We start from the raw sequence: 15,690 nt of genomic DNA on the forward strand, positions 1-15,690 counted from the left end.
ACTTGCCCTTTTCGGCCCATGTGCAAATGTGCGGCGAAATCTTTGTAGGGTGCCCGATGCGCTATTCCGCCTTTTCCATTTTAAAGAACGCCCTGTCGGGCAATCGCGACTGGGCGCCGATGTGGCGCGAGCCGGAGCCGAAGGCTCATTACGACGTGATCATCGTCGGCGGCGGCGGACATGGCTTGGCGACCGCCTATTATCTGGCCAAGGAACACGGCATCACCAATGTCGCGGTGCTGGAAAAGAGCTATCTCGGCTCCGGCAATGTCGGGCGCAACACGACGATTATCCGCTCCAACTATCTGCTGGAAGGCAATGAGCCGTTCTACGAGCTGTCGATGAAGCTCTGGGAGGGGCTGGAGCAGGATTTCAACTACAATGCCATGGTCAGCCAGCGCGGCATCGTCAACCTGTTCCACTCCGACGGCCAGCGGGATGCGGCGGCACGGCGCGGCAATGCCATGAAGATGCACGGCGTCGATGCCGAGCTGCTCGACCGCGAGCAGGTCCGCAAGATGATGCCTTACTTGAATTTCGACCATGGCCGTTTTCCGATCTTCGGCGGTCTGTTGCAGAAGCGGGCCGGTACAGCGCGTCATGATGCGGTCGCCTGGGGCTATGGTCGCGGCGCCGACAGCCGCGGCGTCGACCTGATCCAGCAATGCGAGGTCACCGGCATCCGCCGCGACGAAGCCGGCAAGGTTGTCGGCGTCGAGACCTCGAAGGGGTTTATCGGCTGCAACCGGCTGGCGCTGGCCACAGCCGGCCATACGTCGGTGACTGGCAAGATGGCCGGCCTTGACCTGCCGATCGAGACCCATGTGCTGCAGGCCTTCGTGTCGGAGGGCATCAAGCCTGTCATCGACAATGTCATCACCTATGGCGCCGGGCATTTCTACATTTCGCAGTCCGACAAGGGCGGCTTGGTGTTTGGCGCGGATATCGATTATTACTCGTCCTATGCCCAGCGCGGCAATCTGGCGACCGTCGAGCATACGATCGAGGAGGGGGTGTCGCTGATCCCCGGTCTCTCGCGTCTCAGGGTGCTGCGCGCCTGGGGCGGGGTGATGGACATGTCGATGGATGGCTCGCCGATCATCGACCGCACGCCGATCGACAATCTCTACCTGAACTGCGGCTGGTGTTACGGCGGCTTCAAGGCGACGCCCGCCTCCGGTTTCTGCTTTGCCCATCTGATTGCCAAGAACGAGCCCCATCCCGTCGCCCGCCTGCTGCGGCTTGATCGCTTCCGTCGCGGTTTTGCCGTGGACGAAGGCGGCAAGGGCCCGCAACCCAATTTGCATTGAGATCCTGTCATGGCCAGCCTGATACCCTGCCCGCATTGTGGCACCCGTCCCAAGGAAGAGTTCTCCATTCGCGGCGATGCGACACTGGTGCGCCCGGCGCCCGGTGCGTCGGAAGATGCCTGGCATGCCTATGTCTTCGTGCGCGACAATCCCAAGGGCCGCATCTCTGAATATTGGCATCACACGCTCGGCTGCCGGCGCTGGCTGGTGGTGGAGCGCGACAATGCCATGAGCCATGAGGTCTATGCGGTAACCGATGCGGCGGTGAAGGCCAAGGAGGCGGCGCGATGACCGGTTTCCGGCTGAATTCGGGCGGCCTGGTCAACCGCGGCCGCGCCATGTCCTTTACCTTCGACGGTCGCGAGATGACAGGTTTCGAGGGGGACACGCTGGCCTCGGCGCTGATTGCCAACGACCAGCTGCTGGTGGCCCGTTCGTTCAAATATCACCGGCCGCGCGGCATCGTGACGGCCGGGTCGGCTGAGCCGAACGCATTGCTGACCATCGGCTCGGGCGCCCGCAGCGAGCCGAACACGCGGGCAACCGTGGCCGAGCTTTACCATGGGCTGACGGCTGCCAGCCAGAATCGCTGGCCGTCGCTCCAATACGATATCGGTTCGGTCAACAGCCTGCTGTCGCCGTTCCTCGGGGCCGGTTTCTACTACAAGACCTTCATGTGGCCGGCCGCCTTCTGGGAGAAGGTCTACGAGCCGATCATCCGTCGCGCTGCCGGTCTCGGCAAGGCGGTGATGGAGGCCGATCCCGACCGTTATGAGAAGGCCTGGGGCCATTGTGACTTGCTGGTGATCGGCGCCGGTCCGACGGGCCTGATGGCGGCGCGGGCGGCCGGTCGTGCGGGCTTGCGGGTGATCCTGGTGGACGAGAGCTTTCGTCTCGGTGGTTCGCTGCTGTCGGAACGGGTTTCGGTGGGCGGTATGGCTGCCGCCGCGTTTGCCGATCAGGTGGTGGCGGAGCTGAAAAACCTGCCGAATGTCACGCTGATGCCACGCACCACCGTGTTCGGCTGGTATGACGACAATGTCTTCGGCGCGGTGGAAAAGGTGCAGAAGCATGTGGCGGTGCCGTCCGCCGACCTGCCGGTCGAGCGGCTGTGGCGCATCGTCGCCAAGCGGGCGATCCTGGCATCGGGTGCCGAAGAACGGCCGCTGGTGTTCGGCGGCAATGACAAGCCTGGGGTCATGACGTCAGGTGCGGTGCGCAGCTATCTCAACCGCTACGGCGTGGCGGCGGGCCAGACGGTCGCCGTCTTCACCAATGGTGGTGCCGGCTATCGCACGGCGGCTGACCTCTGCGCTGCCGGCGTCGAGGTGGCGGCGATCATCGACGGCCGCGCCGGTTCGACGGATGCCGGGCCGCAGGGCGTGCGGGTCCTTCGCGGCGGTTCGGTCACCAAGACGACGGGCCGGCTGCGGCTGTCCGGCCTGATTGCCGAACGCTCCGGTCTGGAGGAAACCATCGCCTGCGATGCGCTGGCGATGTCCGGCGGTTTCAGCCCGATCATTCATCTGGCCTGCCAGCGCGGCGCCAAGCCGGTGTGGTCGGACAGCCACCAGGCTTTCCTGGCGCCGGATGTCGGCGGACAATTCGTGCCGGCGGGCTCGGCTGCCGGTCTTGCCTCGCTTGCCGCCTGCCTGAGGGACGGTGCCACCAAGGGCCATGCGGCGATTGCCGCTCTCGGACGCCTGGTCGGCGATATCGACCTGCCGGAGGTCGAGGGCGAGTATGATGCTTCGTTTGCGCCGCTCTGGTATGTGCCGGGCGCCAAGGACAAGGCGTTCACCGATTTCCAGAACGATGTGCATGTCAAGGATCTCGCCCTGTCGCAGCGCGAGGCCATGGGCCATGTCGAACACACCAAGCGCTACACGACCGGCGGCATGGCGACCGACCAGGGTAAGCTCGGCAATGTCAATGCCGCCGGCATCATTGCCGGCATGCGCGGCGTGTCGCCGGCTGCAATCGGCACGACGACGTTCAGGCCATTCTATACGCCGGTGTCGTTCGGGGCGATGGCCGGCACCAGCCGGGCCGAGCATTCGCGCCCCGTGCGCCAGTCGCCGCTGCATGGCTGGGCCAAGAAGAACGGCGCCGTCTTTGTCGAGGCGGGTCTCTGGTATCGCTCGTCCTGGTTCCCGAGAGAGGGCGAGAAGACCTGGCGCGACAGCGTCGACCGCGAAGTGCTGACCGTGCGCAAGAGTGCCGGGCTTTGCGATGTCTCGACGCTCGGCAAGATCGAGGTGTTCGGCAAGGATGCCGCCGAATTCCTCAACCGGCTCTATTCCAACGCTTTCCTGAAACTGCCGGTCGGCAGGGCGCGTTATGGGCTGATGCTGCGCGAAGACGGCATGGTCTATGACGACGGCACCACCAGCCGGCTGTCGGACCAGCATTTCTTCGTCACCACCACCACGGCCTATGCCGGCGAGGTGATGAGCCATATGGAGTTTGCGGCGCAGGCGCTGTGGCCGGATCTCGACGTGCGCTTCGTGTCCTCCTCCGACCAGTGGGCACAGATGTCGCTGGCCGGGCCGAAGGCGCGGGCCATTCTGCAGCCGCTGGTCGAAGACGACCTTTCCAACGAGGCCTTCCCCTTCCTGTCGGCCCGCGCCGTGACCCTGAAGGGAGGGCTGAAGGCGCGGCTGTTCCGCATCTCGTTTTCCGGCGAACTGGCCTTTGAGCTTGCGGTTCCCGCCGGTTACGGCGAGGCGGTCGCCGATCAGATCATGGAGGCCGGCGAGGCGCATGGCATCTGCGCCTATGGCGTCGAGGCGCTCAATGTGCTGCGCATCGAGAAGGGCCATGTCACCCATAACGAGCTGGATGGCCGCACCACGCCGGACGATGTGGGCCTGGGCAAGATGGTCTCGACCCAGAAGCCCGACTTCATCGGCAAGCGCCTGTCGAGCCGGTTTGGCCTGACGGCCGCCGACCGGCCGCAGCTGGTGGGCCTGAAACCGGTCGAGAAGGACAAGGAAATCAAGGCCGGCGCCCATCTGTTGAAGGAGAATGCCAAGCCGTCGATGACCAATGACCAGGGCCATGTCTCCTCGGTCTGCTTTTCGCCGGTGCTTGGCCAGTATATTGCGCTGGCCTTCCTGAAATCGGGCCGCGAGCGGCTCGGCGAGCGGGTGGTGGTCTGGGATGGATTGCGCGGAACGGAAGTGCTGGCGGAAGTCTGCAGCCCCGTCTTCGTCGATCCCGACAATATCCAGCTGCATCTTTGAGAGGAGAGGGCGCCATGACCTTCATCTACAGGCATCCGCTCGAAGACTTCATCACCGGTTTCGAGGCCGAGCCCAATCCGCATCATTTGGCGGTACTAAAGCGTCCGACCGTGATCTCGGTCATGGTCCATGCCGGCTTCGAGGCCGACGTGGCCAAGGCCTTGCAGGCCCTGCCGGACGTTTCCTGCCGGTTTGCCGGACCCGGCGAATGGCTGCTGGTCTCAAGCACTGCCGGCGCCGACAGCCTGTTGCGCGATGTGGCGGAGCTGGGGGCGGAAAAAGTCTCGGCGCTGGACCAGAGCGACGGCCGCGTGGTGCTGCGGATCGTCGGGCCTCGGGTGCGGCAGATCCTGGAGAAATGCGTCGCACTCGACCTGCATCCGGACGAATTTGCGATCGGCCGGGCGACCAATGCGCAGTGCTGCCATGTCGCGGCCAATCTCGCCCGCAGCGCCGAAAACACCTTCGAAATCATGGTGATGCGCTCTTATGCCGGCTTCGTTTTCGAAGAGCTGGTGGAAATGGGCCGCGAATTCGCGATGACGACGGGATTTGCGGATTAGCGGTGATGCCTTGAGACGGCCGGTCAGGAAGCCGTATTGCTGCGCGCCTATCACGCCCGGCTGCTTGCCCGTGCCTCCTTTACCCGAGCGGTCAAGGAGGCTCGGCCGTTTTGCCCCATTTCCCGCTCGGCGCGGCGGATTGCGAGTGAGTCAGGCTGCCTGACGACCTTGGGCCGGCAACCGGTGTTGGCGGCGCAGGGCAGCACGCTGCGTCGATGCCAAACCCATGGCGTTATCGGAACGAAAAATATGACCGGAGCGACATTTCGCTTCGCAGACCGGACTTCTGGCGATCGCCAATTCTCTCTAGGCTGGACGTCAAATTCAACGTCCATTGCGCGCATCGGCCGGCCGTGCGCGCCCGCAGAACCGGAGATTTTTCATGAAAAGCCATGCCAGGGTCGTCGTCATCGGCGGGGGTGTCGTCGGGTGTTCGGTGCTTTATCACCTGACCAAGTTCGGCTGGACCGATGTCGTGCTTGTCGAGCGCTCGGAGCTGACCTCCGGCTCGACCTGGCATGCGGCCGGCGGCATGCACACGATCAACGGCGACCCGAACGTCGCCAAGCTGCAGAAATACACGGTCGAACTCTACAAGGAGATCGAGGAGTATTCGGGCCAGGATATCGGCTTGCATATGACCTCCGGCCTGATGCTGGCGGCCACCACCGAGCGCTTCGACTGGATGAAGTCGCTGCTCGCGAAGGGTAAATATGCCGGCGGCGAGGCGACGCTGATTTCGGCCGAGGAAGCCTATGAGATGATGCCGCTGCTCGATCCCAAGCAGTTCGTCGGCGCCGTCTTCGATCCGCATGAAGGCCATCTCGACCCCTACGGCACGACGCACGCCTATGCGAAATCCGCCAAGAAGAACGGTGCCGAAATCTATCTGCACACCAAGGTCGAGGATCTGCTGCAGCTTCCCGACGGCACCTGGCGGGTGATCACCGACAAGGGCGAGATCCGTGCCGAACACGTCGTCAATGCCGCCGGCCTCTGGGCGCGCGAAGTCGGCCGCATGGTCGGGCTCGAACTGCCGGTTCTCGCCATGGAGCATATGTATCTGATCACCGAGGACATGCCCGAGGTCATCGAGTTCAACCAGAGCCGCGGCAAGGAGCTGATGCATTGCGTCGATTTCGACGGCGAGATCTATATCCGCCAGGAACGCAACGGCATGCTGATGGGCACCTATGAAAAGGACTGCCGGCCGTGGTCGCCGATCGAGACGCCGTGGACCTTCGGCCACGAACTCCTGGCCGAAGATCTGGAGCGCATCACCAATGAGCTGGAAATCGGCTTCCGGCATTTCCCGGCCTTCAACAATGCCGGCATCAAGAAGATCATCAACGGCCCCTTCACCTTTTCGCCCGACGGCAATCCCCTGGTCGGCCCGGTGCGCGGCATGACCAATTTCTGGTCGGCCTGTGCCGTCATGGCCGGCTTCTCTCAAGGCGGCGGCGTCGGTCTGGCGCTGGCCAACTGGATCATCGAGGGCGATCCGGGCTTCGATGTCTTTGCCATGGATGTCTGCCGTTACGGCGACTATGCGACGCTTGGCTATACCAATGCCAAGGTGCGCGAAAACTATTCGCGCCGCTTCTCGATCCGCTATCCCAACGAGGAACTGCCGGGCGGCCGTCCGCTCCTGACCACGCCGATCTACGACAAGCTCAAGGCGGCTGGCGCCGTGTTCGGGGCATCCTACGGTCTGGAAACGCCGCTGTGGTTTGCGCCGCAAGGGGTCGAGGACAAGTTCTCCTGGCGTCGCTCCACCGATTTCGAGGCGGTCGGCGCCGAAGCGAAGGCGGTGCGCGCCGGCGTCGGGCTGATGGAAACCTCGGGCTTTGCCAAATATTCGGTGGGCGGCGAGGGGGCTCGCGACTGGCTGGACAGGATGCTGGCCTGCAAAATCCCTGAGATGGGCCGCATGGTGCTGGCGCCGATGCTGAAGGACGACGGCAAGCTGATCGGCGATTTCACGCTTGCCAATCTCGATGACGAGGAATTCCTGATCATCGGCTCCGGCATCGCCGAGGACTATCACATGCGCTGGTTCGAGAGCCATTTGCCGGAGGATGGTTCGGTTGAAATCAGCCCGCTCAATCTCGGACTGGTCGGCCTGTCGATCGCAGGGCCGAAGGCGCGCGACGTGCTGCAGAAGCTCACCCATCTCGATCTGTCCGATGCTGCTTTCCCCTTCATGGACATCCGTGAGATGGATCTTGGTATGGCGCCGGCCATCGTCGGCCGCGTCAGCTATACCGGCGATCTCGGCTATGAACTGTGGATGCGGCCGGAATACCAGCGCTATCTCTTCGACGCGCTGATGGAGGCCGGCGCCGAATTCGGCATCACGCTGTTTGGGCTGAGGGCCCTCAATGCGCTCAGGCTGGAAAAGAGCTTTGGCAGCTGGTCGCGGGAATATCGACCGCTTTATGGGCCTTACGAGGCCGGGCTCGGCCGCTTCGTGTCGCTGAAAAAGCCGGCGGACTTTATCGGCAAGGCGGCGACAGCCCAGGAAAAGGCGGATGGCGGCACGATGCGGCTCTGCACTTTCGTCGTCGAGGCGAGGGATGCCGACGTGATCGGCGACGAGCCGATCTCGTTCAATGGCGAGGTCCGCGGCTGGGTGACCTCGGGCGGCTATGCCCATGGCAGCGGCGTTTCGGTGGCGCTCGGCTATGTGCCGAAAGAGATCGCCGACGAGACGGAGGGCTGGAGCATCGAACTGCTGGGCGAGATGCTTGCCGCAAAGCTGCAGGCGCAGCCCTTGTTCGACGCCAACGGCTCGCGCATGCGGTCGTGATGGTCAAAGTGCCAATACTTTAGGCTTAAAGTATAACGTTTATCAAGTCACCGGGCCGGCGGAGGCTTCGGCCTGGTGAATTAATGGGCGGTGTATGCCGTTTTTTTGATGAAACTGATCCTGATTGCGCCAAATTGTGTGCAACTGGTAACAAAATGCGCGCTGCTTAGCTTTTGCGCTTCACATTTCGAACGAAAACGCTATCAAATCGCCCTCATGTTAAGAACCCGAACGGGACAACATATAAGAGACGCGGCGTCCAAAGGACCGCGTCCGGGGGATAGTAAATGGAGTATTTCGTCCAGCAGCTCATCAACGGGCTGACTCTTGGATCCATCTATGGCTTGGTGGCTATCGGCTATACGATGGTGTACGGTATTATCGGCATGATCAATTTCGCTCACGGCGATATTTTCATGCTCGGCGGCTTCTCCGCCCTGATCGTCTATCTCATCCTGACATCCTTCTTCGCCGGCATTCCGGTAGCGCTCGCGCTGCTGATCATGCTGGTGATTGCCATGCTGATGACAGGTTTGTGGAACTGGGCGATCGAGCGGGTTGCTTATCGACCGTTGCGCGGTTCGTTCCGCCTGGCGCCGCTCATCACCGCGATCGGCATGTCGATCGTGCTGTCGAACTTCATCCAGGTGACGCAGGGACCACGCAACAAGCCGATCCCGCCGCTGGTCACCGACGTGTTCCATCTCGGTGCGATCACCGTGTCCCTGAAGCAGCTGATTATTGTGGCCGTGACGGCCGTGCTGCTGACGATCTTCTGGTACATCGTCAACAAGACGCCGCTCGGCCGCGCCCAGCGCGCCACCGAGCAGGACCGCAAGATGGCGGCGCTTCTCGGCGTCGACGTCGATCGGACGATTTCCATCACCTTCGTGATGGGCGCGGCACTCGCCGCCGTCGCCGGCACGATGTACCTGATGTATTACGGCGTGGCCTCGTTCAACGACGGCTTCATTCCGGGCGTCAAGGCCTTTACCGCTGCGGTTCTGGGCGGCATCGGCTCGCTGCCGGGTGCCGTTCTCGGCGGGCTGCTGATCGGCCTGATCGAAAGCCTGTGGTCGGCCTATTTCTCGATCGCCTACAAGGATGTCGCGACCTTCGGCCTTTTGGCCTTCGTGCTGATCTTCAAGCCGACCGGCATTCTCGGCCGGCCCGAAGTCGAGAAGGTGTAAGCGAATGGCAAATTCCGCAATCGAGACCAACAAGGCCCCGTCCAACCTGTTCGGACGGGCCGTGAAGGAAGGCCTTTTTGCCGCAGCCATCGCGTTCGGCATGTTCCTGCTGTTCGTCGGCATCAAGACCGACCAGAACATTTCCAACGAACTGATCTGGTACACGCGCTGGGGCCTTCTGGCCGTGTTCGTGGCAGTCGCGGGCGTCGGGCGCTTCCTGATGGTGGCGGTGTTCGCGCCGTGGTTTGCCGAGCGCAAGCAGAACCGCGCCAAGGCCGCCGATGCCGATATCGACGCCAAGCCGAGCTTCGTCAAGGTGCATTTCCTGAAGATCGCGCTGATTGCGCTGATCCTCTACCCGCCGGTCATCATGTGGCTGGCCGGTGTTCAGGGTTCCTTGAAATTCGTCGATAACTTCGGCATCCAGATCCTGATCTACGTCATGCTGGCCTGGGGACTGAACATCGTGGTCGGCCTGGCCGGCCTGCTCGACCTCGGCTATGTCGCCTTCTATGCGGTCGGCGCCTATTCCTACGCATTGCTGTCGCAATATGGCCTGTCCTTCTGGGTGCTGCTGCCGATCTCCGGCATTCTTGCCGCACTCTGGGGCGTCATTCTCGGCTTTCCGGTTCTGCGTCTGCGGGGCGACTATCTGGCGATCGTGACGCTGGCCTTCGGGGAAATCATCCGGCTGGTGCTGATCAACTGGACGGATGTCACCAAGGGCACGTTCGGCATTTCGGGCATTCCGAAGGCCACGCTGTTCGGCATCAAGTTCGATGCGTCGGCCACCGGTTTTGCCAAGCTGTTCGGTCTGCCGATGTCGTCGGCCTATTACAAGTTCTTCCTGTTCTATCTGATCCTGGCGCTGTGCATGCTGACGGCCTATGTCACCATCCGCCTGCGCCGCATGCCGATCGGCCGGGCCTGGGAAGCGCTGCGTGAAGACGAAACCGCCTGCCGTTCGCTCGGCATCAACACGGTGACGACCAAGCTGACGGCCTTTGCCATCGGCGCGATGTTCGGCGGCTTTGCCGGCTCGTTCTTTGCGGCTCGCCAGGGTTTCGTCTCGCCGGAGAGCTTCGTCTTCTTGGAATCGGCGGTTATTCTTGCCATCGTCGTTCTCGGCGGCATGGGATCGCTGACCGGCATCGCCATCGCGGCGATCGTCATGGTCGGCGGCACCGAACTGCTGCGCGAAATGGAATTCCTGAAGCATGTGTTCGGGCCCGATTTCACGCCTGAACTCTACCGCATGCTGCTGTTCGGCCTGGCGATGATCATCGTCATGCTCTTCAAGCCGCGTGGCTTCGTGGGGTCCAGAGAGCCGACGGCCTTCCTCAAGGAGCGCAAGTCCGTCTCAGGCAGCTTTACCAAGGAGGGTCACGGCTGATGACCTCCGGAACAGAAACGATGACCACCGATACGATCCTGAAAGTCGAGCACCTGTCGATGAAGTTCGGCGGCCTGATGGCCATCAACGACTTCTCGTTTGAAGCCAAGCGCGGCGATATTACCGCGCTGATCGGCCCGAACGGCGCCGGCAAAACCACCGTGTTCAACTGCATCACCGGCTTCTACAGGCCGACGATGGGCATGATCACCATGACCCAGAAATCCGGCAAGCAGTTCCTGCTCGAACGCCTGCCGGACTTCGAGATTCCCAAGAAGGCGAAGGTTGCCCGCACCTTCCAGAACATCCGGCTGTTTTCCGGCCTGACGGTTCTGGAAAACCTGCTGGTCGCCCAGCACAACAAGCTGATGCTGGCGTCCGGCTATACGGTTCTCGGCCTGCTCGGCCTGCCGACCTACAAGAAGGCGGCCAAGCAATCGGTGGAGTTTGCGGCCCATTGGCTGGCCAAGGCCGATCTGCTCGACCGCGCCGATGATCCGGCCGGCGACCTGCCCTATGGGGCGCAACGCCGCCTGGAAATCGCCCGCGCCATGTGTACGGAGCCGGAACTGCTGTGCCTCGACGAGCCGGCTGCAGGCCTCAATCCGCGGGAATCGGCGGCCCTCAACACGCTGCTGCACAATATCCGCGACGAGAACGGCACGTCGATCATGCTGATCGAGCACGACATGTCGGTGGTCATGGAAATCTCCGACCATGTGGTCGTGCTGGAATACGGCAAGAAGATTTCCGACGGCACGCCGGACCATGTGAAGAACGATCCCAAGGTCATCGCGGCCTATCTGGGCGTGGAAGACGACGAAGTGGAAGAAGTGATTGCGCACGAACTCGACGGAGGGGCGATCTGATGACCGATGAAGCCCTTCTGAAAGTCCAGGGTGTCGAAACCTATTATGGCAATATCCGGGCGCTGGCCGGGGTCGATGTTCATGTCAACAAGGGTGAGATCGTCAGCCTGATCGGCGCCAACGGCGCCGGCAAGTCGACGCTGATGATGACCATCTGCGGCAGCCCTCAGGCCCGCGTCGGCTCGATCATCTTCGACGGCACGGACATCACCCGCATGCAGACGCACATGATCGCCCGTCGCCGCATCGCCCAGTCGCCGGAAGGTCGCCGCATTTTCCCGCGCATGACCGTGCTGGAAAACCTGCAGATGGGGGCCGGCCTCGACAACCTGAAATATTTCGATGAGGACGTCGAAAAGATCTTCACGCTCTTCCCGCGGCTGAAAGAACGGCGCGCCCAGCGCGGCGGCACGCTGTCGGGCGGCGAGCAGCAGATGCTGTCGATCGGCCGCGCCCTGATGGCCCGGCCGAAGCTGCTGCTTCTCGACGAGCCGTCGCTCGGGCTTGCGCCACTGATCGTCAAGGGCATTTTCGAGGCGATCAAGAAGCTCAACAAGGAAGAGGGCCTGACCGTCTTCCTCGTCGAGCAGAACGCCTTTGCGGCCCTCAAGCTGTCTGACCGCGCCTATGTCATGGTCAACGGCCAGGTGACCATGAGCGGATCGGGCAAGGAACTGCTGGCAGACCCACAGGTTCGCGCCGCCTATCTCGAAGGCGGACGACATTGAGCGGTCAGGGGAGCGATTGATATGCAGGGTTTGTTTTTCGATACCGATACCGGCGTTCGCTATGTATTGCGTGTTCTCGTCATGCTGGTCGGTTTCTGGACCGCGTGGCGGGCCGGCCGAGCGGTTGCCGACGGCTGGAAGAACTATCCGGCCGTGGTGATCTATACGCTGCTGCTTGGCGTCGTGATGCGCTTTCTGCACTATGCCCTGTTTCAGGGCCCGTTCATCAGCCCCTTCTTTTACGTCATCGATGTGGTGCTGCTGCTGGTGTTTTCGACGGCGGGTTTCCGCACGAAACGCACCAATCAAATGGCTGATAACTATTATTGGCTTTACGAAAAGACCTCCGCCTTTTCATGGCGGAAGAAAGATTGACAGCCGCGCTTTTCTTGTCTCAGATTGGCAAGTGAAGCAGATGCTATCAACGAGTGGAACAGCTTTTCCGGCGCAGTCACGGTGGGTATTGCGCAGGGGTTTTAAAAACCTAACCCGCCTAAGAAATTGGGAGTATCACTATGAAGAAAACTCTTCTTTCCGCCGTTGCGCTGTCGGCCATGGTCGCCTTCAGCGGCAACGCTTGGGCTGACATCCTTGTCGGCGTCGGCGGTCCGCTGACCGGCCCGAACGCTGCTTTTGGCGCGCAGCTCCAGAAGGGTGCCGAACAAGCAGCCGCGGATATCAACGCTGCTGGTGGCATCAATGGCGAGCAGATCAAGATCGTTCTCGGCGACGACGTTTCCGACCCGAAGCAGGGCATCTCGGTTGCCAACAAGTTCGTGGCTGACGGCGTGAAGTTCGTCATCGGTCACTTCAACTCCGGCGTTTCGATCCCGGCGTCTGAAGTCTATGCTGAAAACGGCATCCTCGAAATCACCCCGGCTGCGACCAACCCGGTTTTCACCGAGCGCGGCATGTGGAACACCTTCCGTACCTGCGGCCGTGACGACCAGCAGGGTGCCGTTGCCGGTGCCTATCTCGCTGAAAAGTTCAAGGACGCCAAGATCGCTGTCGTTCACGACAAGACGCCTTACGGCCAGGGCCTTGCCGATGAAACCAAGAAGGCGATGAACGCACTCGGCCTGACGGAAGTCATGTACGAAGGCGTCACCACCGGCGACAAGGACTTCTCCGCCCTCATCGCCAAGATGAAGGAAGCCGGCGTCACGATCATCTACTGGGGCGGTCTTCACACCGAAGCCGGCCTGATCATCCGTCAGGCTGCCGACCAGGGCCTCAAGGCCACTCTCGTCTCGGGCGATGGTATCGTTTCGAACGAACTGGCTTCGATTGCCGGCGACGCTGTCGAAGGCACGCTCAACACCTTCGGCCCTGACCCGACACTGAACCCGGCCAACAAGGAACTCGTCGAAAAGTTCAAGGCTGCCGGCTTCAACCCGGAAGCCTACACGCTCTATTCCTACGCTGCCATGCAGACGATCGCTGCCGCTGCCAAGGCCGCCGGTTCGGTTGAGCCGGAAGCCGTTGCGACCGCGATGAAGGAAAAGGGCCCGTTCCCGACCGCTCTCGGCGACATGTCGTTTGACGAAAAGGGCGACCCGAAGATCCCGGGCTACATCATGTACGAGTGGAAAAAGGGCGCCGACGGCAAGTTCACCTACGTTCCGCAATAAGCCTTTCGCTTTTGCCTGAAAATACTGGAAAGCCCGGCATCGTGCCGGGCTTTCTGTTTTCGACCGCCTCTGCCGATGTCAAAGAATTTCCTGAAACAATAACGTTGCGCGCATCGGCGTTTCGGTAATACTTGAGGCTTGGGAAACGAGTTGGGAGGCTCCAGAACCATGCACGCAATGACGGCCGCCGGCAGCGACAGCATCTATGATCGCGACCTCGACAAGAGCCCCGCCAATTTCTCGCAGATGTCGCCCCTGAGCTTTATCGAGCGCACCGCGGCGATCTATCCGGCGCGCACCGCCGTCGTCTATGGCACCCTTCGGCGAAACTGGGCGCAGACCTATGATCGGGTGCGCAAGCTTGCCAGCGCGCTCGCCGGTCGCGGCATCGGCAAGGGCGACACCGTTGCAGTGATTGCCGCCAATATCCCTGAAATGTTCGAGTGCCATTTCGGCGTGCCGATGTGCGGCGCGGTGCTGAACGCCATCAACACCCGGCTCGATGCCGAGGCGATCGGCTTCATCCTCAATCACGCCGAGGCGAAGCTTCTGATCGTCGATCCCGAATTTGCCGATCTGGCCGAGCGCGCCGTGGCGATCACCGGCCGAGCTATCGAGATCATCGATATTCTCGATCCGAGCTTTGCCGGTGGACGCCGGGTCGGCGCCAAGACCTATGATGCCTTGCTGGCGGAAGGCATTGCCGACTTCCGCTGGGAGCGTCCGGCCGACGAATGGGATGCGATCAGCCTCAACTACACCTCCGGCACGACCGGCGATCCGAAAGGCGTCGTCTATCACCATCGCGGCGCCTATCTGAATGCCATCGGCAATATCCTGACCTGGAGCATGGCCAACCATCCGGTCTATCTCTGGACCCTGCCGATGTTCCATTGCAACGGCTGGTGTTTTCCCTGGACCATCGCGGCTGCCGCCGGCACATCGGTCTGCCTGCGCGCCGTGCGGGTGGATATCGTCTATGGGCTTATCCAGCGCGAGAAGGTGACGCATTTCTGCGGCGCGCCGATCGTTCTCAACCTGCTGGCCCATGCCCCGGCGGAGCTGAAGGCCGGCATCGATCATTCGGTCAAGGTGATGACGGCCGGTGCGGCGCCGCCGGCGGCGGTCATCGAGGCCATGGAGGCGCTCGGCTTCGAGATCACCCATGCCTATGGCCTCACCGAGACCTATGGCCCGGCCGTCGTCTGCGCCTGGCATGACGAATGGGATGCACTGGAGATTTCGGAAAAGGCCCGGCTGAAGGCCCGGCAGGGCGTGCGCTATTCGGTGCTCGACGGGCTGATGGTCGCCGATCCCGAGACGCTCGAGCCGGTGCCGCACGATGGCGAGACGATGGGCGAGATCTTCTTTCGCGGCAACAATGTCATGCGCGGCTATCTCAAGAACCCGTCCTCGACCCACAAGGCCTTTGCCGGCGGCTGGTTTCATTCCGGCGATCTGGCCGTGACCCATGCCGACGGCTATATCGAGATCAAGGACCGCTCCAAGGACATCATCATCTCAGGCGGCGAGAACATTTCGTCGATCGAGGTGGAAAGCGTGCTCTACCGCCACCCGGCGGTGATGGAGGCGGCCATCGTCGCCCGGCCCGACGAAAAATGGGGCGAAACCCCGTGCGCCTTTGTCGGCTTGAAAGACGGCTCGTCGGTTACGGAGAAGGACCTGATCGACTTCTGCCGCGCCAACATGGCCCATTACAAGGCCCCGAAGACCGTGGTGTTTGGACCTTTGCCAAAAACCTCGACCGGCAAGATCCAGAAATACCTGTTGCGGGAAAAGGCGAGGGCGCTTTAGGGGATGGCGCATTTGGTCTTAATGCAGACCCTTGCGTGAGACGGTTACCCCCCTCTGGCCTGCCGGCCATCTCCCCCACACGGGGGGAGATCGGCTGGAGCCGCCGGTGCCGTCAAACCATGGCCATGACCAGGAAT

12 protein-coding genes and 1 pseudogene are annotated in these 15,690 nt (G+C 62.0%); all 13 read left to right on the forward strand.

Annotated features, from left to right (window positions below):
• Positions 1–56: 56 nt before the first annotated feature.
• The 13 genes and pseudogenes from HFC70_RS04900 (at position 57) to HFC70_RS04955 (ending at position 15,553) form a co-directional block, all read left to right on the forward strand.
• Positions 57–1,310, forward strand: a complete 1,254-nt coding sequence (locus HFC70_RS04900; protein ID WP_168472085.1) for a sarcosine oxidase subunit beta family protein — start codon at positions 57–59, stop codon at positions 1,308–1,310.
• A 9-nt stretch (positions 1,311–1,319) separates the two neighbouring features.
• The gene (locus tag HFC70_RS04905; RefSeq protein WP_168472086.1) at positions 1,320–1,601 is read left to right on the forward strand and encodes a sarcosine oxidase subunit delta; all 282 of its coding nucleotides are present in this window, start codon (positions 1,320–1,322) and stop codon (positions 1,599–1,601) included.
• Complete coding sequence (locus HFC70_RS04910) at positions 1,598–4,555, forward strand: sarcosine oxidase subunit alpha family protein (RefSeq protein WP_168472087.1); 2,958 nt, start codon at positions 1,598–1,600, stop codon at positions 4,553–4,555. The genes HFC70_RS04905 and HFC70_RS04910 overlap by 4 nt, the downstream gene beginning before the upstream one ends.
• Before the next feature lie 14 nt (positions 4,556–4,569).
• Positions 4,570–5,118 (forward strand): sarcosine oxidase subunit gamma, encoded by a 549-nt coding sequence (locus HFC70_RS04915; protein WP_168472088.1) that lies wholly within the window; start codon positions 4,570–4,572, stop codon positions 5,116–5,118.
• A 382-nt stretch (positions 5,119–5,500) separates the two neighbouring features.
• On the forward strand, positions 5,501–7,927 hold the full coding sequence (locus HFC70_RS04920; RefSeq protein WP_168472089.1) for an FAD-dependent oxidoreductase: 2,427 nt from the start codon (positions 5,501–5,503) through the stop codon (positions 7,925–7,927).
• 287 nt (positions 7,928–8,214) lie between these two features.
• Entirely contained in the window at positions 8,215–9,117 is a 903-nt protein-coding gene (locus HFC70_RS04925; protein WP_168472090.1) for a branched-chain amino acid ABC transporter permease, read from the forward strand.
• 4 nt (positions 9,118–9,121) lie between these two features.
• The gene (livM, locus tag HFC70_RS04930; RefSeq protein WP_168472091.1) at positions 9,122–10,510 is read left to right on the forward strand and encodes a high-affinity branched-chain amino acid ABC transporter permease LivM; all 1,389 of its coding nucleotides are present in this window, start codon (positions 9,122–9,124) and stop codon (positions 10,508–10,510) included.
• On the forward strand, positions 10,510–11,379 hold the full coding sequence (locus HFC70_RS04935; protein ID WP_168472092.1) for an ABC transporter ATP-binding protein: 870 nt from the start codon (positions 10,510–10,512) through the stop codon (positions 11,377–11,379). The genes livM and HFC70_RS04935 overlap by 1 nt, the downstream gene beginning before the upstream one ends.
• 52 nt (positions 11,380–11,431) lie before the next feature.
• Positions 11,432–11,476 (forward strand): annotated as a pseudogene (locus HFC70_RS27245) (hypothetical protein); the annotation flags it as partial.
• Positions 11,477–11,489: 13 nt separating this feature from the next.
• A complete protein-coding gene (locus tag HFC70_RS04940) occupies positions 11,490–12,107 on the forward strand; it encodes an ABC transporter ATP-binding protein (RefSeq protein WP_368669549.1) in 618 nt (205 codons plus the stop codon).
• A gap of 21 nt (positions 12,108–12,128) precedes the next feature.
• Positions 12,129–12,482, forward strand: coding sequence for a DUF6867 family protein (locus tag HFC70_RS04945; protein ID WP_168472094.1), 354 nt, complete (start codon positions 12,129–12,131; stop codon positions 12,480–12,482).
• A gap of 140 nt (positions 12,483–12,622) precedes the next feature.
• Positions 12,623–13,738 (forward strand): branched-chain amino acid ABC transporter substrate-binding protein, encoded by a 1,116-nt coding sequence (locus HFC70_RS04950; protein ID WP_168472095.1) that lies wholly within the window; start codon positions 12,623–12,625, stop codon positions 13,736–13,738.
• 177 nt (positions 13,739–13,915) lie between these two features.
• The gene (locus HFC70_RS04955; RefSeq protein ID WP_210259145.1) at positions 13,916–15,553 is read left to right on the forward strand and encodes an acyl-CoA synthetase; all 1,638 of its coding nucleotides are present in this window, start codon (positions 13,916–13,918) and stop codon (positions 15,551–15,553) included.
• Positions 15,554–15,690: the final 137 nt, after the last annotated feature.

The organism is Agrobacterium sp. a22-2 (genome assembly GCF_012276985.1).
Lineage (GTDB): Bacteria > Pseudomonadota > Alphaproteobacteria > Rhizobiales > Rhizobiaceae > Allorhizobium.

Coding starts and splice junctions, on each gene's coding strand:
- HFC70_RS04900 (WP_168472085.1), top strand. CDS start 57: ATGCGCTATTCCGCCTTTTCCATTTTAAAGAACGCCCTGTCGGGCAAT.
- HFC70_RS04905 (WP_168472086.1), top strand. CDS start 1,320: ATGGCCAGCCTGATACCCTGCCCGCATTGTGGCACCCGTCCCAAGGAA.
- HFC70_RS04910 (WP_168472087.1), top strand. CDS start 1,598: ATGACCGGTTTCCGGCTGAATTCGGGCGGCCTGGTCAACCGCGGCCGC.
- HFC70_RS04915 (WP_168472088.1), top strand. CDS start 4,570: ATGACCTTCATCTACAGGCATCCGCTCGAAGACTTCATCACCGGTTTC.
- HFC70_RS04920 (WP_168472089.1), top strand. CDS start 5,501: ATGAAAAGCCATGCCAGGGTCGTCGTCATCGGCGGGGGTGTCGTCGGG.
- HFC70_RS04925 (WP_168472090.1), top strand. CDS start 8,215: ATGGAGTATTTCGTCCAGCAGCTCATCAACGGGCTGACTCTTGGATCC.
- livM (WP_168472091.1), top strand. CDS start 9,122: ATGGCAAATTCCGCAATCGAGACCAACAAGGCCCCGTCCAACCTGTTC.
- HFC70_RS04935 (WP_168472092.1), top strand. CDS start 10,510: ATGACCTCCGGAACAGAAACGATGACCACCGATACGATCCTGAAAGTC.
- HFC70_RS04945 (WP_168472094.1), top strand. CDS start 12,129: ATGCAGGGTTTGTTTTTCGATACCGATACCGGCGTTCGCTATGTATTG.
- HFC70_RS04950 (WP_168472095.1), top strand. CDS start 12,623: ATGAAGAAAACTCTTCTTTCCGCCGTTGCGCTGTCGGCCATGGTCGCC.
- HFC70_RS04955 (WP_210259145.1), top strand. CDS start 13,916: ATGACGGCCGCCGGCAGCGACAGCATCTATGATCGCGACCTCGACAAG.